This is a genomic window from Amycolatopsis sp. NPDC003676 (genome assembly GCF_053587275.1).
In genome coordinates this window covers 61,981-82,632 of the sequence record NZ_JBSFNS010000027.1, presented here as the reverse complement: position 1 = coordinate 82,632, position 20,652 = coordinate 61,981, and the positions used below count along the sequence as shown (strand labels likewise).

General features: G+C 68.9%; 22 protein-coding genes. 9 read left to right on the top strand and 13 right to left on the bottom strand.

Going from position 1 to position 20,652, the window contains the following annotated elements; all coding sequences use genetic code 11:
• The first annotated feature begins 33 nt into the window (after positions 1 to 33).
• Both ACWDNU_RS18585 and ACWDNU_RS18580 read left to right on the top strand, forming a co-directional pair.
• Positions 34 to 690, top strand: coding sequence for an HD domain-containing protein (locus ACWDNU_RS18585; protein ID WP_370933156.1), 657 nt, complete (start codon positions 34 to 36; stop codon positions 688 to 690).
• 13 nt (positions 691 to 703) lie between these two features.
• On the top strand, positions 704 to 1,117 hold the full coding sequence (locus ACWDNU_RS18580) for a Rid family hydrolase (protein WP_449669756.1): 414 nt from the start codon (positions 704 to 706) through the stop codon (positions 1,115 to 1,117).
• A 6-nt stretch (positions 1,118 to 1,123) separates the two neighbouring features.
• Here ACWDNU_RS18580 and ACWDNU_RS18575 read toward each other — a convergent pair whose 3' ends face one another.
• The 3 genes from ACWDNU_RS18575 to ACWDNU_RS18565 are packed head-to-tail and all read right to left on the bottom strand — an operon-like array spanning position 1,124 to position 2,964.
• Positions 1,124 to 1,735 (bottom strand): TetR/AcrR family transcriptional regulator, encoded by a 612-nt coding sequence (locus ACWDNU_RS18575; protein WP_344266380.1) that lies wholly within the window; start codon positions 1,733 to 1,735, stop codon positions 1,124 to 1,126.
• 37 nt (positions 1,736 to 1,772) lie between these two features.
• Entirely contained in the window at positions 1,773 to 2,462 is a 690-nt protein-coding gene (locus ACWDNU_RS18570) for a hypothetical protein (protein WP_370933153.1), read from the bottom strand.
• Positions 2,455 to 2,964 (bottom strand): SigE family RNA polymerase sigma factor, encoded by a 510-nt coding sequence (locus ACWDNU_RS18565; RefSeq protein WP_354740876.1) that lies wholly within the window; start codon positions 2,962 to 2,964, stop codon positions 2,455 to 2,457. Before ACWDNU_RS18565 ends, ACWDNU_RS18570 begins: the two co-directional genes overlap by 8 nt.
• Before the next feature lie 141 nt (positions 2,965 to 3,105).
• Here ACWDNU_RS18565 and ACWDNU_RS18560 point away from each other — a divergent pair, with 141 nt between their 5' ends.
• The gene (locus ACWDNU_RS18560) at positions 3,106 to 4,122 is read left to right on the top strand and encodes a threonine aldolase family protein (RefSeq protein ID WP_370933152.1); all 1,017 of its coding nucleotides are present in this window, start codon (positions 3,106 to 3,108) and stop codon (positions 4,120 to 4,122) included.
• 16 nt (positions 4,123 to 4,138) lie between these two features.
• Positions 4,139 to 4,720 carry an HAD family hydrolase gene (locus ACWDNU_RS18555; protein WP_449669755.1) on the top strand — a complete coding sequence of 194 codons (582 nt, stop codon included), beginning with the start codon at positions 4,139 to 4,141 and terminating at the stop codon, positions 4,718 to 4,720.
• Positions 4,721 to 4,788: 68 nt separating this feature from the next.
• On the opposite strand, the gene ACWDNU_RS18550 is transcribed toward ACWDNU_RS18555, so the two are convergent.
• Positions 4,789 to 4,974, bottom strand: a complete 186-nt coding sequence (locus ACWDNU_RS18550) for a hypothetical protein (RefSeq protein WP_344266394.1) — start codon at positions 4,972 to 4,974, stop codon at positions 4,789 to 4,791.
• A 340-nt stretch (positions 4,975 to 5,314) separates the two neighbouring features.
• On the opposite strand from ACWDNU_RS18550, the gene ACWDNU_RS18545 reads away from it, so the two are divergent.
• Together ACWDNU_RS18545 and ACWDNU_RS18540 are read left to right on the top strand one after the other, a co-directional pair.
• A complete protein-coding gene (locus ACWDNU_RS18545; protein WP_449669754.1) occupies positions 5,315 to 6,490 on the top strand; it encodes a S53 family peptidase in 1,176 nt (391 codons plus the stop codon).
• Between the two features lie 183 nt (positions 6,491 to 6,673).
• The gene (locus ACWDNU_RS18540; RefSeq protein WP_370933147.1) at positions 6,674 to 7,651 is read left to right on the top strand and encodes a hypothetical protein; all 978 of its coding nucleotides are present in this window, start codon (positions 6,674 to 6,676) and stop codon (positions 7,649 to 7,651) included.
• A 6-nt stretch (positions 7,652 to 7,657) separates the two neighbouring features.
• Here the strand turns inward: ACWDNU_RS18540 and ACWDNU_RS18535 are convergent, their stop codons facing one another.
• The 8 genes from ACWDNU_RS18535 to purD form a co-directional block, all read right to left on the bottom strand.
• Complete coding sequence (locus ACWDNU_RS18535; protein WP_449669753.1) at positions 7,658 to 8,824, bottom strand: pyridoxal phosphate-dependent aminotransferase; 1,167 nt, start codon at positions 8,822 to 8,824, stop codon at positions 7,658 to 7,660.
• Positions 8,825 to 8,885: 61 nt separating this feature from the next.
• The gene (locus ACWDNU_RS18530; protein WP_449669752.1) at positions 8,886 to 10,037 is read right to left on the bottom strand and encodes a transglycosylase SLT domain-containing protein; all 1,152 of its coding nucleotides are present in this window, start codon (positions 10,035 to 10,037) and stop codon (positions 8,886 to 8,888) included.
• A gap of 22 nt (positions 10,038 to 10,059) precedes the next feature.
• A complete protein-coding gene (locus tag ACWDNU_RS18525; protein WP_370933142.1) occupies positions 10,060 to 10,371 on the bottom strand; it encodes a hypothetical protein in 312 nt (103 codons plus the stop codon).
• 188 nt (positions 10,372 to 10,559) lie between these two features.
• Complete coding sequence (locus ACWDNU_RS18520; RefSeq protein ID WP_449669751.1) at positions 10,560 to 11,318, bottom strand: ESX secretion-associated protein EspG; 759 nt, start codon at positions 11,316 to 11,318, stop codon at positions 10,560 to 10,562.
• A complete protein-coding gene (locus tag ACWDNU_RS18515) occupies positions 11,315 to 12,940 on the bottom strand; it encodes a hypothetical protein (protein WP_449669750.1) in 1,626 nt (541 codons plus the stop codon). Before ACWDNU_RS18515 ends, ACWDNU_RS18520 begins: the two co-directional genes overlap by 4 nt.
• Before the next feature lie 9 nt (positions 12,941 to 12,949).
• Positions 12,950 to 13,552 carry a DUF3558 domain-containing protein gene (locus tag ACWDNU_RS18510; protein ID WP_449669749.1) on the bottom strand — a complete coding sequence of 201 codons (603 nt, stop codon included), beginning with the start codon at positions 13,550 to 13,552 and terminating at the stop codon, positions 12,950 to 12,952.
• The gene (locus tag ACWDNU_RS18505) at positions 13,533 to 13,922 is read right to left on the bottom strand and encodes a PE domain-containing protein (protein ID WP_449669748.1); all 390 of its coding nucleotides are present in this window, start codon (positions 13,920 to 13,922) and stop codon (positions 13,533 to 13,535) included. The genes ACWDNU_RS18510 and ACWDNU_RS18505 overlap by 20 nt, the downstream gene beginning before the upstream one ends.
• Positions 13,923 to 14,021: 99 nt before the next feature.
• Positions 14,022 to 15,281 (bottom strand): phosphoribosylamine--glycine ligase, encoded by a 1,260-nt coding sequence (gene purD / locus ACWDNU_RS18500; RefSeq protein ID WP_449669747.1) that lies wholly within the window; start codon positions 15,279 to 15,281, stop codon positions 14,022 to 14,024.
• Between the two features lie 241 nt (positions 15,282 to 15,522).
• On the opposite strand from purD, the gene ACWDNU_RS18495 reads away from it, so the two are divergent.
• Positions 15,523 to 16,659 carry a glycerophosphodiester phosphodiesterase gene (locus ACWDNU_RS18495; RefSeq protein ID WP_449669746.1) on the top strand — a complete coding sequence of 379 codons (1,137 nt, stop codon included), beginning with the start codon at positions 15,523 to 15,525 and terminating at the stop codon, positions 16,657 to 16,659.
• Between the two features lie 51 nt (positions 16,660 to 16,710).
• Here ACWDNU_RS18495 and ACWDNU_RS18490 read toward each other — a convergent pair whose 3' ends face one another.
• Positions 16,711 to 16,788 (bottom strand): hypothetical protein, encoded by a 78-nt coding sequence (locus ACWDNU_RS18490; protein WP_370940622.1) that lies wholly within the window; start codon positions 16,786 to 16,788, stop codon positions 16,711 to 16,713.
• Between the two features lie 397 nt (positions 16,789 to 17,185).
• On the opposite strand from ACWDNU_RS18490, the gene ACWDNU_RS18485 reads away from it, so the two are divergent.
• Both ACWDNU_RS18485 and ACWDNU_RS18480 read left to right on the top strand, forming a co-directional pair.
• Positions 17,186 to 18,529 (top strand): FtsX-like permease family protein, encoded by a 1,344-nt coding sequence (locus tag ACWDNU_RS18485; RefSeq protein ID WP_449669745.1) that lies wholly within the window; start codon positions 17,186 to 17,188, stop codon positions 18,527 to 18,529.
• A gap of 229 nt (positions 18,530 to 18,758) precedes the next feature.
• Positions 18,759 to 20,294, top strand: a complete 1,536-nt coding sequence (locus ACWDNU_RS18480) for an amino acid permease (protein ID WP_370933129.1) — start codon at positions 18,759 to 18,761, stop codon at positions 20,292 to 20,294.
• The last annotated feature ends 358 nt before the right edge of the window (positions 20,295 to 20,652 follow it).

Genomic DNA, 20,652 nt, shown 5'->3' with positions numbered 1-20,652 from the left:
CAGGTCAGGGCGTCGCGGGCCAGGCTTGACGGCATGACCGAACTCCTTCCGGACCCGGTTGCCGCACTGCCGGCGACTCCGCTGGCGGACGCCGTTCTCGAGGTCGTCCGCCCGCTGGAATCGCGGTCAGTGTTCAACCACAGCGTCCGCTCCTACCTGTTCGCCCGGCTGGTCGCCGACCGGCTGGAGCTGTCCGGCTACGACGACGACCTGCTGTTCGCCGCGTGCGTCATGCACGACATCGGCGTGGCACCGGACGGGCCGCACGTGGAACGCTTCGAGGTCGAAGGCGCGGACCGCGCAGCGGAATTCCTTGTCAAACAAGGGATTTCCGTCGCGGACGCCGACGAGGTCTGGCAGGCCATCGCGCTGCACACCACCGCCGGCATCGCGGAACGCCGCGGCCAACTGTGCCTGCTCGCCCGCGCCGGGGTCTCCGTCGACTTCGGCGGCCCGATCAGCTCCGAGTACCTCGCCGCGGTCACCGACGAGCAGGCCACAACGATCCACGCCGCCTACCCCCGGCTGAACATGGTCCGCTCGCTCACCGACGCGATCGTCGCGCAGGCCGCGAAAAACCCGAAAAACGCGCCGGTGCCGTCCGTTCCCGCTGATTTCTTGCGCGAGCGTGCAGCCGACGGCGAAACCCGGCTGGAACGCGCCGCCAGCGCCTCCCGCTGGGGCAACTGAGAAAGGGATCCCTATGCACTCCGTCGAAATCCCCGAGGACTCCGAGGTTTTCGGACCGTCCGGGGCATCCGCCTTCGCCCGCTTCGGTTACTCAGCCGCGGTCCGCGCGGGAAATCTCCTGTTCATCGCGGGGACGATCGGCCGCCGCCTGGACGGAGCGATCGCGGAAACCATCGAGGAGCAAACCGAGATCGCGCTCCGCCGGATCGAGGAAATCCTTCGCCTGGAAGGTCTCGACCTCTCCGCACTGGTCGACATCACGAGCTACCACGTCGACATCCACCAGCACCTGCCCGGTTTCCTGGAAGCCAAGCAGCGCCTCGTGACCGCGGAGCCTTACCCGGCGTGGTCGATGATCGGCGTCAGCGGGCTGGCCAGCCCGGGACTGCTGATCGAAATCCGCGCCACCGCGGCATACCCGGACTGACTGTCCTCAATGGACGCCAGCGGACTCCGCGAGCGCGGTCCGCAGCATCCGCCCGGCCGCGGCGCGCGGGGCCGGGTCGACCGCGATCAGCGCGTTGACCACGGCCCCGTCCACCAGCGCGACCAGCCGGTCCAGCTCGTCCTTGGCCACCGGTGTCCCGGAGCGGGCGAAGATCTCCGTCAGCAGTTCGTTGAGCTGCTGGGACAACGTCCGCATCAACGGCCGCAGGTACGGTCGCCGCCCCGTCGCGACCAGGCGCTCGTAGCGCAGCAGGACCGCCTCGGCGTCGGCCTCCGGGTCGCCGCTCTGGGGGCCGAGCAGCATGTCCAGCACGAGTTCCACGGTCGCCTGCACGCCCCGGTTCCGGGTCGTCAGGTCGTCGAGCTGCCGTCGTCCGTTGGCCAGTTCGGTCTGCCCGTGGTGTTCCACCGCGGCGGTGACGAGCTCTTCCAGCGAGTCGAAGTAGTACGTCGTGGAGGCCAGCGGCAGGCCCGCCCGCTCCGCGACAGCCCGGTGCCGGACCGCGTCGAAGCCGCCCTCGGCCAGCAGCTCAGCGGCGGCTTCGACGAGCGCTGCCCGTCGTCGCTCGCCCTTGGGAGTGGTGGCTGCTGCCGTCATGTCCGGTCATTCTGCCAGCCGTGCTGTGGGCCGCTGATCAGAACCGGGTGGCCAGCGAAGCGGCGAAGCGCGCCAGATCGGTTGCGTACGGTGCTGGATGCCCGGACGTCCCCGGCACGCTGACCAGCACGAGAGTCCCGCCGCTGCCAGTTTGCTGACGCACGGTGACGGCTCCAGCCGGTTGCGTGGGCACATTCACCGCAGCACCGCGGGCGAACACCGCCGCGCCGATCGTGCCGTCCGGAAGCGGGAACCCCGCGCCGCGCGACGACGTCGTACAAACGCTGCCTGGGGAAGCCTGCGCGGCATTCAAGTGGCCTGGGAGCTCGCCAGCGAGGGCTGTGGCGAGCTCCCAGTCCACCCGTCCGCACCCGGAGGTGCCTTCGACCCGAGGGCCGGTCCTCCCGGTTTCGCCGGCTCCCTGCCGAGACGGCTGACCCGGGAAGTCATCCCCAGTGCTGAAAGGACGCGCCGCCGGTCCGCCGGGTTGCGCCGGTGCGGCCGCGGAATTCGCCATCGAATCGGACTTCTCGCTCGAAATTCCGACAATTCCCCACGTGCCGAACCCGGCGGCCACCACCACGGCCGCCGCGCCGGCGGTGATCCGGTTGCGCCGGCGCACCGTCTCGCGCTTGGAACGGCGCACCACGTCCTCCACCGAGAACGTCGGAGGCGGCACCTCGCCGGGAGCGGCGGAGAACAACGTCTCGGCTTCCCGCTCATCCATTGGTCTCCACCTCCCGTTCCAGCACCTGACGCAGATTCGCCAGCCCGCGCGCCGTCTGGCTCTTGACGTTGCCTTCGCTGCAGCCCAGCGCTGTCGCCGCGGCCCCGACGTCCAGTCCGTCGAAGAACCGCAGCACCAGTACCGCCCGTTGCTTCGGCGGCACTTCCTTCAGCGCGGCGAGCAGGTCCTCGCGCGTCGCGACGCGTTCGGCGAGCCCCGGGCCGTCGTCCACGGGCTCCGGCAGCACTTCGGTCTGCCGCTCCCGCCGCCACGGCCGCCGGGACTCGTCGATGACCGCGCGCACGAGCGTCTTGCGCACGTACGCGTCGGTCGCCGCGCGGTCTCTGATCTTCTTCCACCTCCGGTGCAACGCGACGAACGCCGTCTGCGCGAGGTCGTCGGCTTTGTGCCAATCCCCGCACATCAGATAGGCCGTCCGGCGCACGGCGTCCCTCCTCGCGGCGAAGTACTCCGCGAACTCCTGTTCGTCGCGCTGGTCCACGCGCTTTGCAGCTCCGCTCTGGCCATGTCCGGTGAAGGGACGGATCCGGGGGCGTCCACGGTTGCACGTCCGGCCGGAAACGTTCCACCCCCCGTCGCATTGATGCCGCGCCCACCTGTGTGATGTGATCGGACTGTGACCATGACTGGGCAGCTGATCGACTTCCGTTCCGACACCGTCACCCGCCCGGACGCGATCATGCGCGCGGCCATGGCCGAGGCCGAGGTCGACGACAACGTCATCGGCACCGACCCGACCATCGCCGAACTCGAACGCCGGGCCGCGCAGACGCTCGGCATGCCCGCGGCGCTGTGGACGCCGAGCGGGACGATGGCGAACCTGATCGCGCTGAGCGTCCACCTGCGGCGCGGCGACCGGTTCCTCGCCACCCGCGGCGCGCACGTGCTCACCAATGAACTCGGCTCGGCCGCCTGGCTCGCCGGCGGCATGCCGGACATCCTCGAACACGACGCGGGCCCCGGCCGGTGCCTCCCGGAAACGCTCGAAGCCGCGATCGGCAACCCCGGCCCGTACTTCACGCTCCGCACCACGCTGCTGTGCCTGGAGAACACCCACAACGCGGCCGGCGGTGCGGTCACTCCGCCGGACGAGCACGCGCAACTGCTGTCCGTCGCGAAACAGGCCGGGCTCACCGTGCACCTCGACGGCGCGCGGATCTGGCACGCGGCCGTCGCGCTGCAGGTGCCGCCAGCAGCGCTGACCGTGGGCGTGGACTCGGTGTCGGCGTGCTTCAGCAAGGGCCTCGGCGCGCCGGTCGGCTCGGTCGTCGCGGGCAGCGTCGAGTTCGTCGAGCAGGCCCGCCGGATGCGGCAGATGCTCGGCGGCGGCGTGCGCCAGGGCGGCGTGCTCGCCGCGGCTTGCCTGGTCGCGCTGGACCGCGTCGACGAACTGGCCGAGACGCACGAGTTCGCGAAGCGGCTGGCCGACGGCCTTTCCGAGCACGGCTGGGACGTGCGGACGCCGGACACCAATATCGTTCTGGCCGGGGTGCCGGACGTGCCGACCGCGCTGAACTGGCTCGGCTCGCTCGGCATCCAGGCTCTGCCCATGGCGGGCAAGGTCCGGTTCGTGACGCACCGCGACCTGTCGTCCGCTGACATCGCCGAAGCACTGCACCGGATCAAGGCCGGTGCCTGAACCCTGGGGGACTCGGGTGACCAACTGGATCGTGTTCGACTACGGCGAGGTGCTCAGCGTCCGCACCGCCGCGGTGCCGAAGCTGGCCGCCGCGATGGGCGTCTCGCTCGAGACGTTCGAGCCGGTGTACTGGAGCGTGCGCGACCCGTACGACCGCGGCTGCCCTGACCTGGAGTACTGGACGTCGATCGGCGACCAGGTGGGCGCGAAGGTGGACGACGCGCTGTCGGCCGAACTGACCGCGCTCGACGTCGCGGGCTGGGGACAGCTCGCGCCGGGATCGCTGGACCTGCTGCAGTCGCTCTCCGACGCCGGTGCCTCGCTCGCGTTGCTGTCGAACGCGCCGTCGGCGTTCGGCGTCTGGGTGCGCGAGCAGGAATGGTCGAAGCTCTTCAAGCACACGCTGTTCTCCGGCGACGTTAAGGTCGCGAAGCCGGACGCCGAGATTTTCCAGCTGCTGCTGGACAAACTGGGTGCGAAGCCGGACGAGTGCCTGTTCTTCGACGACCGCCAGATCAACATCGACGGCGCCCGCGCGGTCGGACTCCGCGCACACCTGTGGGACGGCGCCGAAGCCGCCCGCGCGGCACTGGCCTGAACCGCGAACGGCTCCCGCACCTTCCCGGTGCGGGAGCCTTCGTGTGCCTCAGTATGGTTCGGCGCCGGTCAGCGGCTGATGCGCTTCGACTGCTTCTTCCCGGTGATCGCCCCGTAGGCCGCGGTGCCCAGGAACAGCACCCCGCCGATGATGCCGATCCACAGCACGGCCTTGAACACGAAGCCGATCACTGACCCGAGCACCATGAAGGCGATCCAGGCCACGACGAGCGCTCCGACGATCTTCCAGAACATGGCTCCTCCGATGCCGTTTCCGCGCCACGTCGGCCCGGTGCCCTCCAGCGTGCCATCCGTGCGACGGAAACTCTCTACATCCTGTCAACGTTCAGGGGGATCTCCGGGTTCCCCCTGAGCCAGCTTTCCTGGTCGTCCCGTCCGGCGGGTCCGGCTCGAGTGCCCGAACCCAGCGCCGTGACCAGTGCGGCCCGCGCGGGGCCGAGACATCACGGAATGCAGTTTTTACGGCTTTACGACTGTCCGTTGAAAGGCACCTACTATCGGCCCGTTGTTCACTCAGCGCCCCGGACCAATTATTAATGGTGAATTATTCACCACTCAGTCGGGAGCAGAATCAATGCGCAAGAAATTGATCGCAGGCGGTGCCTTCGCCGTCGCGCTCGCCCTTACCACCGGTGGAACTGCCACCGCGCAGCAGTTCTCCGCCGCCCCCGCGGCCACCGGTGGTCCGACGGTGAAAAACGCCTGTGCGCAGGTGCGCGCGGCAGGCCACATGTCCTGCTTCGCACAGGTGCGCACCGACATCAAGCAGGCCCGGCGCGCCCCCGGCGCCGCCCCCTCCGGCTACGGCCCCGCTGAGCTGCAAGCCGCCTATCAGCTGAAGGCCGACGGCGGTGCGGGCCAGACTATCGCCGTCACCGAGTCCGGCGATTATCCCTCTCTCAAAGCAGATTTGGCCGCCTACCGCAAGCAGTTCGGATTGCCCGCGGGCGACGTGCAGATCGTGAATGAAGACGGCCAGGAGAGCCCGCTGCCGGCCGCCGACCCGGACTGGGCCGTCGAGACCGCGCTGGACGTCGACATGATCGCGGCGACCGCGCCGAACGCCAAGATCCTCGTGGTCGAGGCCAAGCAGGCCAACACCGACGACCTGGGCAAGGCGGTGGACACCGCGGTCAAGCTCGGCGCGAAGTTCGTCTCCAACAGCTGGGGCGGCGACGAGTCCGAGGGCGGCGCGGGCGACACGCACTTCAATCACCCCGGCGTGGCGATCACCGCGTCCAGCGGTGACAACGGCTACGGCGCGAGCTGGCCGGCGTCCTCCCCCTACGCCGTCGGCGTCGGCGGCACGACCCTGAAGAACAGCGGCGGCTCGTACACCGAGACGGCGTGGAAGGGCGCGGGCTCAGGTTGCTCCAGCTACGCGGCGAAGCCCGCTTACCAAACCGCCGCGACCGGCTGCGACAAGAAGGCCATCGCGGACGTCTCCGCGGTCGCCGACCCGGCCACCGGTGTCGCGGTGTATGACACCTTCCAGCAGAGCGGTTGGCAGGTCGTCGGCGGCACCAGCGCTTCGTCACCGATCATCGCGAGCGTCTACGCCGATGCCGGCACCCCCGGCGCGCAGGACTGGCCCGCCCAGTACCCGTGGTCGCACACCGACCAGCTGACCGACGTCACCTCGGGCAGCAACGGCAGCTGCGACACCAAGCAGTGGTGCAACGCGGGCACCGGCTGGGACGGCCCGACCGGGCTGGGCACCCCGAAGGGCACCGCCGCCTTCACCAAGTAAGAATCGACAATTTCAGATAGTTCACCTTAATCGGGCATAATAGCGACTAGCGATCGGGCGGAACAAATACGACGTTCCTCCCGATCGCTCGTCGTTACCTTTGTCTATCCCCTTTCACTCGATAGGGTGCCGAACGAAGGAAGGTGCCACCGGCACGGGGAGCCGCAGCGGAGGTGACGCGCGTTGACGCTCCACGACTATTCGAATGCGGCGCACAGTCCCGATCAGCAGAACAATTTTGACTCCCTCGACCTGGCCGGGCCCTCCTTCGCCGAAACGCTGCGCGGCGCGATCGATGCCAGCGGCCTCACCCTGGAACGCATCCGGGCCAGGCTGACCGAGCGCGGAAGCCGGGTCAGCCTGGCGACGCTGAGCAACTGGCAGTCCGGCAGCCGCCAGCCCGAACAACGCCGGTCGATAGAAGCGGTGCGCCAACTCGAGAACGTCCTCGAACTGCCGATGGGCAGGCTGTCCGGCAGGCTGGGACCGCCCCGGCCGAGGGGCAGGCAAGTCGCCGCCGAGGAGTCCGCCGCGCCCGACGAGCAGTGGCTGGACTCCAGTGGCCTGTCGGCGCTGATGACCGACGCCGACATCGCACCGCAGAACGGACTGCGCCGGATCAGCTTGCACCTGCGCTGCCACCTCGACTCCGACCGGGCGGTGCACCGGATCAGCTACCGGCACGTCCTGCTGGCCGAACAGGACGGCATCAGCCAGGACCTCAACCTGCTGGAGCTCACCCCGGGCTCCCGCAGGCGGCCCACGCTCATCCCGACGTACAACTGCAGGCTGGGCCGCCAGTCGGTGAGCGAAGAGAAGCACCTGATGATCAACGAACTGCTCTTCGACAGTGCGCTCCGCCGCGGCGAAACCGTGGTCCTCGAATACGAGATCGAGCTGTACCCCGAGCCTGGACAGCCGTCCGACAACGGCTGGACCGCCAGTTTCCGGCTGCCCATCCAGGAATTCCTGATCGAGGCCCGGTTCGGCCCCGGCGCCGTCCCGGTCCGCTGCCGGGAGGTCCGCCGTCCGTTCAGCGATCCGACCCCGACCGAACGACCGGTGCGCATCGGCGAATCGGCCAACACGCACGCCGTCATGCTCGGGCTGCGCGCCGGGAGGTACGGGCTCGAATGGGACTGGCCCGAGCAGCACGGCTGACCGGATTCACCCGAGCCAGCCGCCGAGCCGGCGCACCCCTTCGGTCACGTCCTCGGTCGCGCCCGCGAAGGAAAACCGCACGTAGCGGCCGCCGTCGACCGGGTCGAAGTCGATTCCCGGGGTGATCGCGAGGCCGGTGTCGGCGAGCAGTCGCTGGCACCAGCTGAGGCTGTCGGTGGTGTGGTCGGAAACGTCGGCGTAGGCGTAGAACGCGCCGTCGGCGGGGGCTAGCTTGTCGAGGCCGATCTCGCGCAGGCCGGCGAAGAGCAGGTCCCGGTTGCGCCGGTAATGCTCGACGTGCGCGTCCGCCTCGGCGTACGACTCCGGCGTGAACGCCGCGACCGCCGCGTACTGCGAAACCGCGGGCGGGCAGATAGTGAAGTTGCCGGTCAGGACGTCGACCGCGCGGTGCAGCCGCTGCGGCACCAGCATCCAGCCGAGCCGCCAGCCGGTCATCGCGAAGTACTTCGAGAACGACCCGAGCACCAGCGCTTCCCGGCCGTACTGCCAGGCGCAATCGAGCTGTTTGCCGTACGAGATGCCGTGGTAGATCTCGTCGCTGATCAACTGCACGCCGTGCGACGCGCACCAGCCGGAAATCGCGGCCAGCTCACCCGGCGGCAACACGGTCCCGGTGGGATTGCTGGGACTCGCGACGATGAGCCCGTCGATCGGCCCGAGCCGGTCGAGCTGCTCGACGGTCGGCTGGAAATTCGTCTCGGCGGTGGTGGCGAACTCGACGACCTCGCAGCCGAGAACGTTCAGCAGATTCCGGTACGCCGGATAACCCGGACGGGCCATCGCGACTCGCGCGCCCGGGTCGAACGCACTGAGGAACGACAGCAGGAATCCGCCGGACGAGCCGGTGGTCATGACGACGTCGGACGCGGCCACGTCGATGTCGTAGGTGCGCCGGTAATGCCCGGCGACGGCTTCGCGCAGCTCAGGAATGCCGAGCTGCTCGGTGTAGCCGAGGGTGTGCTTTTTGAGCGCTTCCTGAGCGGCCTCGAGCACCGCCGCCGGAGCTGGCACGGACGGCTGCCCGGCGGCCAGCGAGATGAGGTCGCCGTGGCTGCGCTGCCGGGCTTGCGCCGCGGACAGCACGTCCATCACGTGAAAAGGAGGCACGCCTGCCCGCAACGCGGGCCCGCCGAAAGCACCAATGTCGACCATGCGGCCAGGCTAACCGGCGGAACCGCGAGCGGGGTGTGGCGTGTGCTGTGCGGGTCTGTCGTCAGTAACCGCGGTACGCGCCGCCGTGCGCCATCGCCGCGATACCCGGAACGTTGGACATCGAGCCGTACCGGTCGAGCGAGTAGCGGACGCCCGCGATGATGTTGTCGACCGGGTTGTAGATGTTGTCGTGGCCGGGCAGCTTGTGCGCGTTGAACGTCGAGTCGATGCACTGCATCAGACCCTTGGACGGGTGCCCCGCCGCGGCGTTGGAATCCCAGTTGTTGATCGCGTTCGGGTTGCCGCCGGACTCGTGCTGGATGATCGCCCAGATGTTCTTGATGTCCGCGTCGGTCACGTTCACGCCCGCGGCCTGCAGGGCCTTGATGGCTTCCTGGATCCACTGCTGAACGTTGCCGGGAGGAGGCGAAGAGGGCGGACCGCCGCTCGGGCCGAGACCGCCGCCGCCACCGCTGGCGCCCCCGCCACCGCCGCCGTGGTGACCGCCGCCTCCGCCGCTGCCGCCACCACCGTGTCCGGTGTGCAGACCGCCGGTGCTCTGCGGGACGGTGCCGTCCGAGTTGGGCAGCGGAACCTTCGAGTAGCCGCCCTCGATCTGCGTCTTCATCAGATCCTGCGACTTCTTGACCATGTCGTCAGCCTGCTTCAGCAGCGGGTCGATGGTCTGCTCGGCAGTCGTGGCGTCCGTTTGGTTGGCCTTGTTCGCGGCGTCGATGATCGACTGCGACGTCGGGCTGGGCGGCGGGCCCTTCTTGTCCGACTTGTCGTTGGCGTACGCCGCTTCGGCCGCCTGCGCCTTCTGCGCTTTGTCCGACTCTTCCTTGATCCGCTTGTCGATATTCGTCTTGGCGGTGTTGAAGGCCTCGGTGACCTTGCTTTTGATCCCGCCGAGGTCAGACGACAGCTGCGTCAGGTCCTTGCCGACGTCGTCAAGATGCCCCTGCACCTTGTCGCCCGCCTTGGTGATCTGCGTGACGTACTCGACGAAGGAGTCCGCCGCCGGACCTTCCCACACTCCGCCTGACAACGACTTCGTGGAATTGTTCAGCGCGGCACTGTGGTCGCCCGCCTGCTTCGCGGCGTCGGTGAACTGCTTCCCGGCGTCGCTGATCACGCCCGGGTTGATCTTGTCGACCTTCTTAGCTTTATCGACAATGCCGTTCCAGTTCGGCGGATAGTCGATCAGCGCCATGCTCTAGCCCCCTCGTGCCTGCTCAGCGGTCTTCGTGGACGGTCAGGTCGGTCTTGTGGACCTGATCGGTCTCCTGGATCAGCCCCGCCGCCTTCTTGATAATGAAGCTGGTCGCCTCCATCAGCTTCCCGGCCGCGTCGAACTCGCTGTGCACGCCCTGCTTGAACGTGCCGACCGCGCCGTGCACGTCCTTCGAGCCGCCCATCGTGCCGAACGGGCTTTCGTGCTCCTCGTCAACGCCGGTGAGGTGCTTCTTGGACTTCTCGAACTCGTCCTTCAGCTTCTCCACGTTCCTGGCGGCAATGGCCATGGAATCCGGGTCGTAGACAGGCACCGTTCGTCATCCCCTTCGCGACACTCGCTTCCCGACCAGTTCGGACGCTCCGCTCACCGAGTCGGTTCCCTGCTTACTCTAAGACTTCGAGCGCGTGCCGTGTGCAGTTCTCCGCGACTTCGGGCCGCGAACCCCCGAACCGGGTTATAGCGCGAGCGAAAAGGGATAAAACGGTCATCCCGAAGGCGTCAAATCGCGGCCTGCAACTCCCGCACCCGCTCCGCCAACACCGCGTTGTCCGCCGGACTCACCGTCGCCCACGTGTGCCCGTCCGAATCATCAGTGAGCTGGAACAGATACCGCCCGGAATCAGTGTCGTAAAACGCCGCCACATGCGGCGACCGGCGCACCGTCCCGTCCCGCAGCACCCGCTCCGCGCAGAACTGGCCCCGTGCCGCCTGTCCCATCAGCATGCCCGCCAGCTCCTGCGCCTCCCACAACGCCACGCCCCGATCCTCCAACGCCGTGACCAGCGCTTTCGGGTCGCCAGCGGCCGCCGTATCGGCAGCGACGAGCGTGCTGTGCGGCACCGAGATCGACTGGCCGATGCCCGGGTCCAGCGATCCGGCCACCGACACCACGGCGTCGGCGAGCCCGTTGGCGTCAGCGGGGATCAGCCACACCTCGTCCCGGTCGACCACTGCGAGCACGGCCTGGCTGCCCCGGCTCACCGCGCGACCGCGGATCTCGCGGTCCGCCCACACCCAGACGTCCACGGCTTCCCGCGGACGCGCCAGCAAATGCAGCTGATCCAGCACCGTCCCGGATGGACGGCGGCCGCGCGCGAGCCTGCGCTGTGCCAGTGACTCCCAGACGGACTCGATCAGCTCGGCCCGTTCGGTGTGCGTGCGCCCTGGCGACGGAACCGCGAGCGCGGCCGGGCGTCCGCCCAGGTCCAGCGATTCCCACAGCACGTCGAATTCGAGGGCGGTCAGTACCAGGTTCACGGCCGGCGCACGTCTCCCGTGCCGTCGCCGAGGACGTCGCGCGTCACCATCCGGCCGTCGGCGAACAGGTCCTTGTCGTCGACGCCGAAGCGGCGCACGTGCTCGTCGTCGCTTTCCTGCGGAGCGGCTTCGGAGAGGTACTTGGCGTCGCCGCCGCCTGATTTCGGCGCGATCTGCTCGGCTTTCCGCAGTGCGACGGCTTCTTCCTCGGGAAGCTCGTCTACCGGCAACGGCCGGACCAAGCCCTTCTGCTGACCGTCTTGCGCGCGGCCTTGCCGTTCGCGGTCGCCGGAAAGCGCGCCACCGGCCACTCCCGCGCCCAACGCCGCAGCGCCTGCCCCGATTTCGCCAGCCGACGCTCCTCCGCCGCGCGGGGCCGGAGCGTTGCCGGGAGTTTCGGCGACGGGAGCAGGCGGTGGCTGCTGGACGCTGCCGACCAGCCGACCTCGTTGCAGCGCTTGGTTTTCGTGCCCGCCACCGGGGTAGCCGCCACCCGCGCCGCCGCCGGGGTTTCCTCCCGAGCCGCCGCGACCCGTTGTGCCGCCGAAGCTTTCGGAACTGCCGACAGTGCCGCGATTGGCCGGACCGCCGCTGTCGGATCCGCTGCTCGTCCCGCGCGGACCGGTCGGCAGGAATGTGCCGGACTCCCCGGGACGCACCGCGCCAGGAACCCGTGTCCCGCCGGAAGTGCTTGGCGCACTGGGGATTCCCGGCGCGTTGGTGGAGCCGCCCGACCGAGGCGCGCCAGGCAATCCCGGCTCGCTGCCCCGAGATGGCGGTGCTTTTTCCCAACCCGACGGCGGAGGCGCGGACGGCGGCACGTAGCTAGCCGCGACCACCGGCGCTGCTGGCCGCGCGGCCGGTGCCTGCGAAGCTGTGCCGTACGCAGGCGTCGGCGGGTCCACCACCGGAGCGGCCGGAGCGACTGGAGGCGGTGGGGGCACGTACTGCGACTTAACCGAAGCCGCAGCAGGCCGCACCTGGCCATCCGGCGTCACCTCGACCGCCGCGGCCGCACGGTCGACCGGACTCGGCCCGCTGCCGGGCTGGACCATCGCGAGCGATTGCGGCTGGCTCAACGGTTCGGTCGACAGCAGGTTTTCCCCGCTCTGCTGGGCATAAGAGTTCAGCGCCTCGACCGCTTGGCCGCGCGCGTTGTCCGCGGCCTGCACCTGTGCCGCGTGATCGGTCTCGAAGCCGAGGAAACTCGCCACCGAATCGACGAGCGTGAGGCTCTCCGCGCCTTTGCGCACCGCGGCCGGGTCGGGCAGCTTGTACTTGGTCCGGTTGAACGCTTCCCCTTGCGCGAAAAGCATTTCCGCGGTGTGCGTGACCTTCTGCATCGCATCCTGCGAGAAACCGGCCTGATCCGACAGCACCTGCCCGGCCTGCCCGCCCGCCTGGCTCTGCCATTCGACGCCGAGCTTCGCCAGCTGGTCGCGCAGCGTGCGGTCGGTGCCCGCGAGCGCGGTCGCGACCTCCCGCAGCGCCTCGACCGCGGTGGCGATGCTGGCGATTCCGTCGCCGGTGCCGAACTTCTCGATCTCGTCGGCGATGGCGGTGTCGGTCCACCCGTCGAAACGGTGGTCGCGGATCCTGCCCGCGAGTTCGGAGATCTCCACGCGCCCTCCCTAGGTCCGGTTCTTCAGGCCCTGCACGGCCAGGCCGGCGGCCTGGGTGGCGATATCGCACAACTGCGGCTGGCTGAACGCGCCGGCGGTGACCGCGAACTCCTGTGCCGCCATGGTTTGCCCCTGAGCGACGCCGACGAGCACCTCGCAGTCGGAGGGCGTGCCCGCCGCGCGGTAATTCGTGATCGCCGGATAGCCCTCGACGCTGGTGGCCGCGGTGGTCATGCTGTTCTTGCGCCGCGAGCCGGTGAGCCACTCCTGCACGTCCGCGCCGACGATCCGCAGGTGCAGCGCGTGGAACGGCTCGGTCTTGTCCGAGTCGAACACGCAGGTGGGCCCGTCCTTCGACTCTGCGGCCTTGCGCGGCACGCTCGTGACCTTCAGCAGGTCGAGCTGCGCCTGGCCGAGCAGGTCGCACGGGTCGGTCCCGGCGATCGGCAGATCCGACGGCCGCTGCGGCAGTGCGGCCGCTTTCGTCTGCTGCGCCAGGGAACTCATCGCGGGCTGTACGGGGTACGCGGTGCCTTGCGCGCCCGACGAGCAGCCCGCGACGCCGAGTACCGCGACCACCGCGAGGATCGGCTTAGTGGATGCCGTGCGCACCGCGGTCCCCGAAAGCCGCGGCCTTGTCCGCGTCGCTGGCTTCGTACGTCTTCGCTGCTTCGCGCAACTGTCCGACGAGCTTGTGCAGATTGGCGACGTACGCGCGCACCTGCGCCGCGTACGACTGATCACCTTCCGCGACAACGGTGTTCCACGCAGCCATCGCGTTCACGCTCACCGTGTCCGACGAAGGAGTGTCGACGCGCAGTTCGCCCAGCCGCGTGAGGAGCTTGTCCTCGAGCGCGCTGACCTGCTCGTCGACCACCCGCGCGACCTCGAGCAGCTTCGCCGGCTCGACCACGATGTCCGCGACGCCCGGCGCTGCCGGTATGGCCGAAGCCAGGTCGGTGAGCGGTGTGCTTCCCGGCATGCGCTAACCCCTCCCGTGATACGGACGGTGACCGTACGGACCCGTTTCGAGGCTACCAACCGCCGCGTGAACCCGAGGCGAACTTCGTGGAGAAGCTGCTCAGGCGGGAGCGCTTACTTCCCCGTTGGCCGCACGCAGTGCGATATCGGTGCGATGGTGCGAGCCAGCGAGGTGTACGCGCTCGACAGTCTCGTACGCGTGCTTACGCGCCGCCTTAAGCGACTTACCAGTGCCGACAACCGACAGCACGCGTCCGCCGGCCGAGATCACCGCACCGTCGTCGCGACGCCGTGTACCCGCGTGAAGCACGCCTTCGATCTCTCCGCCGGTGATGACGTCCCCAGTGCGCGGCTTGCCCGGGTACCCGTCCGCGGCGATCACGACGGTGACCGCGGCCCCGCCCGACCACTCCAGGGGCGGAAGCTCAGCCAGCTTCCCGGTGGCCGTCGCGTTCAGGACGGTCGCGAGCGACGTACGCAGCAGCGCGAGCACAACCTGCGTCTCGGGGTCGCCGAAGCGGCAGTTGAACTCGATCACCTGCGGGCCTTCCGAGGTGAGCGCGAGACCGGCGTAGAGCAGGCCGGAGAACGAGCTGCCCCGGTCGGCGAGCTCGTCCACCACCGGCTGCACGACCCGCGCGACGACGTCGTCCACCAGGTCCGCAGGGGCCCACGGCAGCGGTGCGTACGCGCCCATGCCGCCGGTGTTCGGGCCGGTGTCGCCGTCGCCGACGCGCTTGAAGTCCTGCGCGGGCAGCATCGGCACCACAGTGCGGCCGTCGACGAAGCAGAACAGCGAGGCCTCCGGACCATCCAAAAAGGACTCCAGGAGGACCGGGTGACCGCCGTCGAGCAGCATCAGCGCGTGCTTGCGCGCGACCTCGACGTCCTGGGTCACGACGACGCCCTTGCCCGCGGCGAGACCATCGTCCTTCACGACCCAGGTGGGCCCGAAGCGCTGAAGCGCGGCGTCGAGACGCGCGGGAGTGTCGACGACCTCGCTGCGCGCCGTCGGCACCTTCGCGGCCGCCATGACGTCCTTCGCGAACGCCTTCGACCCCTCGATGCGTGCAGCCGCGGCAGACGGCCCGAAGCAGGCGATGCCGGCTTCGCGCACCGCGTCGGCGACGCCCGCGACGAGCGGCACCTCCGGCCCGATCACGACGAGGTCGGCCTTCCACTCCTTGGCCAGGGCCGCGACGGCCTCCGGCTCGGCGAGCTCGACCCCGAGCTGCTCAGCGACCGCCGTCGTGCCGGCGTTGCCGGGGGCGCAAGCAAGCGCCGTGACCGCGGGGTCGCCTGCCACCGCGAGGACGAGTGCATGCTCCCGAGCGCCGGAGCCGATTACCAGTACGCGCACGCCGGACAGCGTAACGGTGGGTGTCGCGCCCCGGCAGCGCGCCGTCCGCGACCCCGGCCCGGACCAGGTGCGCGACTGGTCCGGCCCTGGGAGAACGCTGTCCGGAATCGGCCGCCATCCACCGTTTACCCGGTTGTCAACCGCCCGTCCGGCTGGTGCCGCGCGCCCGACGCTTGCGGCGATGAGGGTGACGCGGTAGTCGTGGCGAGCTGCGGATCGCCCGGTAGAGAAAGGTCCCCCCATGAAGCGCAAACGCCTCGGCGTGCTCGCCCTGTCCGGCCTGGCCCTGCTCGGCGTCGCCGGCCTCGCGATCGGCCCGGCCGCCGCGAGCGAGGACACGGCCGCGGGTGCGGTCGCGAGCGGCGCCCGGCACGATGGCCCGGTGATCGTCGGACACCGGGGCGCGCCCGGCTACCGCCCGGAGCACACGCTCGCGTCGTACGAACTCGCCTGGCGGATGGGCGTGGACTACGTCGACGTCGACCTGGTGCCGACCAAGGACGGCCAGCTCGTCGCCCGGCACGAGCCGGAGATCGGCGGCACCACCGACGTCGCGGCCCACCCGGAGTTCGCCTCGCGCAAGACCACGAAGGTCATCGACGGAACCACGATGACCGGCTGGTTCACCGAGGACTTCACCCTCGCCGAGCTGAAGACGCTCTACGCGAAGGAGCGGATCCCGCAGAACCGGCCGAACAACCAGCTCTACGACGGCCGCTACCGGATCGCGACGTACCAGGAGGTGCTCGACCTGACCCGGCGGCTCGGCCACGAGCTGCACCGGACGCTGGGCACCTACCCGGAGGTCAAGCACTCGACGTACTTCTCCTCGATCGGCAACCCGACCGAACCGAAGCTGGTCTCGATCCTCAACCGCAACGGCCTCAACCGGCCGAACGCTCCGGTGATCATCCAGTCGTTCGAGGTGACGAACCTGCAGGAACTGCACAAGCAGGTCCGGGTGCCGCTGCTGCAGCTGACCGAGGCGAAGGGCGCTCCGGCGGACTTCATCGCGAAGGGCGACAAGCGCACCTACGCCGACCTGGTCACGCCCGCCGGCCTGCGCGAGATCGCGAAGTACGCGAAGTACCTCGGCCCGGAGAAGGGGCAGATCATCCCGCGCGACGCGCAGGACAACCTCGGCAAGCCGACCACGCTGATCGCCGACGCGCACCGCGCCGGGCTCGAGGTGCAGCCCTACACCTTCCGCAACGAAAACCCGTTCCTGCCGGCGAACCTGCGCTCCTCGGCCAGTCCGAGCGCGTTCGGCAACGTGTTCGCGGAGGAAGCGGCGTTCCTGAAGGCCGGCGTCGACGGATTCTTCGCCGACCAGCCGGACACCGCACTGGAATCGGTGCGGGACTTCACCGGTCGCTGATTTTTGTTTCTTCCCGGCCCGCCGGTGACGTTCGCGTCGCCGGCGGGCCTTTCAGTTTCGCGGAGCGAGCACAACGATCGGGATTACGCGGTCGGTTTTCCGCGCGTACTCGTCGTACAGCGGGAACATCTTCGCCATCTGAGGCCAGAGAATCTCGCGCTCGTCCGGGATCAGGCAGGTGCGCCCGCGTCTGCTCAGCGGCCCAGTCCCACTTCGAATCGGTTGCGCGGTCGAGATCTTCGGCGACAGCCATGGCGGCAGTCCTTTCCGGCGCGGAGGGCGGTTTCTCGCCTCGGGGACGGAGGTGCCGCGACGTTCTCGACATCCTGGCCCGAAGCGGCAGTTCAGCCGGACGGAGGTAAGGCGGTCCCCACCCCGTAACGGGGGGCGCAGGCCATCGCCGTCGTGCCGTCGTGAGCCCTAGCGTTCGTTGCGCAGGCTGTCGAGGGGAGAAGACAGGTGGCTGGAATCGCGGCAACGGCCGTGCGGTGGGAGTCGGTCAGCACGAGCGGACGGCGGTAGGCCGATGATCATCTTCCGTCTCGCGCTTCGCTCGCTGCGGCATCGCCCCGCCAGCTTCGTGGCGAGCTTCGTCTCGCTGTTCCTCGGTGCCACGATCCTGATGACGTTCGCTTCATTGCTGGACACCCGCGCCAACGTTGACGAATCGACCGGACGCATCCTGACCATCATGGCGAGCGCGGTCGGCGGCTGGGGCCTGGTGCTCGTCGTGGTCGCCGTAATGTCCACACTCGGCTTGCTGGTACGCCAGCGGGACACCGAACTCGCTTTGCTGAAAAGCATCGGCGCAACCCCGGCCCAGATTGGCAAGCTGATCGTCGGCGAGGCCCTGTCCATCGCGATCATCGCGTTTCTCGCGGCGATCACACCGGCGGTGTTCACCGGAAGACTGGTGGTCGACCTGCTCAAGAACGCCCAGCGACTGCCTGAACGCGTGCCCGCCGAATTCGGCCCGTTCGCGATCAGCATCGGCCTCGGGATCACGCTGCTCGCGGCCGGGATCGCAGCCGCGGCAACAGCGTGGCGCAGAGCCAGGTCCGGGGTACGGGAAGGGCTGCTCACCGCTTCAATCGGCGACGGCCGCCCAGGGTGGGTCCGCCTCATCGCCGGGCTGCTCGTGCTCGCCACGGGCATTTCCGCCGGAGTGCTGACCGCAACCGTATTCACCGGCCGGGAGCCCGCGCTGATGGCAATCGGTGGCCAGGGCGCGATCCTGTCCGCGGTCGGGTTCGCGCTGCTCGCTCCCACGCTGCTGGCGGTGATCACGAGGGCGGTAGCCAAGCCGCTGAGGCGGACGGGAGCCAGCGGTCACTTGGCCGTGCTCAACCTGCGCGGACAGACTCAGCAACTGGCCGGAGCGCTCGTGCCGAACATCCTGTTCACCGGAATGGCCACCGGAACGCTCTACATGCAGAGCATCGAGAACTCCGCGGCGACCGGCGCGCGGACCGAGATCGCGCGGAGCATCGAAACACTGAACTACGTCGTGGTCGGCATGGTCGCGTTGTTCGCCGCGATCATGCTGGTCAACACGCTCATCGCCACCACCATTCACCGCAGGCGGGAGTTCGGCCAGCAACGTCTCGTGGGTTCGACCCCACCGCAGGTGCTCGGGATGGTCGGGCTGGAGGGGGCCGTGCTCGCGTTGACCGGGGTGCTGTTCGGCTCGATCGCTTCAGTCGCGACTGTGGTCCCGTACAGCCTGGTGAAGACCGGTTCGGTCCTGCCCGACGCCACGATCACGATCTACCTCGGCGTCGTGCTCATCGCGTGCGCGCTGACCCTGACCTCAAGCGTAGGCACTGCGCGGCAGGCGATCCGCGTCCCGGCAGTGCAGGCCTGCCGCTGACCGGCCCGCCTCGGGCGACTGATCAGGAGACGACCGGTTCGAGTGATGCGCTCTCGAACAATTGTTCGAGATACTGGACTCATGTCAATCACCGAGTCCCGGACCGCCCTGCGCCGTTCGGAGGAGCTTCCGCCCAGCGACCAGCGAAACCTTGACACCCGCGAACGGGGAGGGCTAACTTCTGCGCACTCTCAATGGTCTGTCCGCATACCTTTCAGGTGGGTGCCCGATGGATGTCTCCGACCAGCAGACCGGCCAACCCGACGAAGACAGCGCTCGCCTGCACGCGCTGGGCTACGCGCAGGAACTCAAACGCACGATGTCGGCGTTCTCGAACTTCGCCGTGTCGTTCACGATCATCTCGATCCTGTCCGGCTGCCTCACGCTGTACGGCTTCGGCATGAAAACCGGCGGCCCAGCGGCGATGATCTGGGGCTGGCCGCTGGTCGGGCTGTTCGTGGTGCTGGTCGGGCTGGGCATGGCGGAGGTGTGCTCGAGCTACCCGACGGCGGGCGGGCTCTACTACTGGGCGGCGAAGCTGGCGACGCGCAACGGTCCGGCGTGGTCGTGGTTCACCGGCTGGTTCAACCTGATCGGGCAGATCGCGGTGACGGCTGGCATCGACTTCGGCGCTGCCCTGTTCCTCAACGCGTTCCTCGATCTGCAGTGGGGCTTCAGCGCGACGCCGGGACACACGATTCTGTTGCTGGCCATCATTCTCGTCGTGCACGGGGTGCTGAACACCTTCGGCGTGCGCGTGGTGGCGGTGCTGAACAGCGTCAGCGTGTGGTGGCATCTGGTGGGCGTGCTGGTGATCGTGGGCGTGCTCGTGTTCGTGCCGGCGAAGCATCAGGAAGCGTCGTTCGTGTTCGGCAGCTTCGTGAACCAAACCGGCTGGGGTTCCGCGCCGTATGTGTTCTTACTGGGATTGCTGCTGGCGCAGTACACCCTCACCGGTTACGACGCCTCGGCGCACATGACGGAGGAAACCAAGAACGCGGCGAAAGCGGGTCCGCGCGGAATCATCAACTCGATCCTGGTGTCACTGGTCGCGGGCTGGATCCTGTTGATCGGCCTGACGTTCGCCATCCAGGACTACGACGGAGCCGTCAACTCGGCCACCGGCGTCCCGCCCGCGCAGATCTTCATCGACGCGACCGGTGCGGTGACGGGCAAATTCCTGCTCCTGATCTGCATCGGCGCACAACTGTTCTGCGGCATGGCCTCAGTGACCGCGAACTCCCGCATGATCTACGCCTTCGCTCGCGACGGCGCGATCCCGGGTTCGAAGATCTGGCACAACATCAACAAACGAACCCAAACCCCGACCAACGCAGTATGGCTGGCGGCCGGCGGCGCACTGGTGCTCGCGCTGCCGTACCTGTGGAGCGCGACGGCTTACGCAGCAGTCACCTCGATCGCGACAGTGGGCCTGTACGTCGCGTACGTGATCCCGGTCTTCCTCCGCGTCCGCCGAGGCGACAGCTTCGAGAAGGGCCCGTGGAACCTGGGCCGCTGGGGCAAACCGATCGGCATCGTCGCGACAGGGTGGGTCGTGGTGATCTTCGTGCTCTTCATGCTTCCCCAGGCAAGCCCCATCACGGTCGACACGTTCAACTACACGCCGATCGCCTTCCTGGTCGTCCTGGGCGGGGCCGCCCTGTGGTGGGTTTTGTCGGCACGGAAGTGGTTCACCGGCCCGAAGGTGCAGGGTTCGGCGGAGGAATTGGCCGCGGTGGAAAAGGAACTGAAGGAACTCGGTTAGTCCGGCGGATTCTGGAGACGGCTGGCCGTTCTCCACCCCGCATCGCCCTACCCCGCATCGCCCCACGCAGCGGCGCTCTACCCGGCCTCGCTCCACCCTGCGCCGCTTTACCCCGGCATCGCTCCACCCTGGGTCGCTCCGCTCGGCGTCGCCCTGCCCTGCGTTGCTCCGCTCGGCGTCGCCCTGCCCTGCGTTGCTCCGCTCGGCGTCGCCCTGCTCGGCGATGCTCCGCCGACGAGCATCGGGCGGGGCCGGTGAGCGGGGATTGACCAACCCGCCCGCCGAACCGCCGTGCGCCGACGACTTCCGCAGCACCGGCGGGCGACCTCGCCCATCCCCGCCAACCGCCTCACATCCG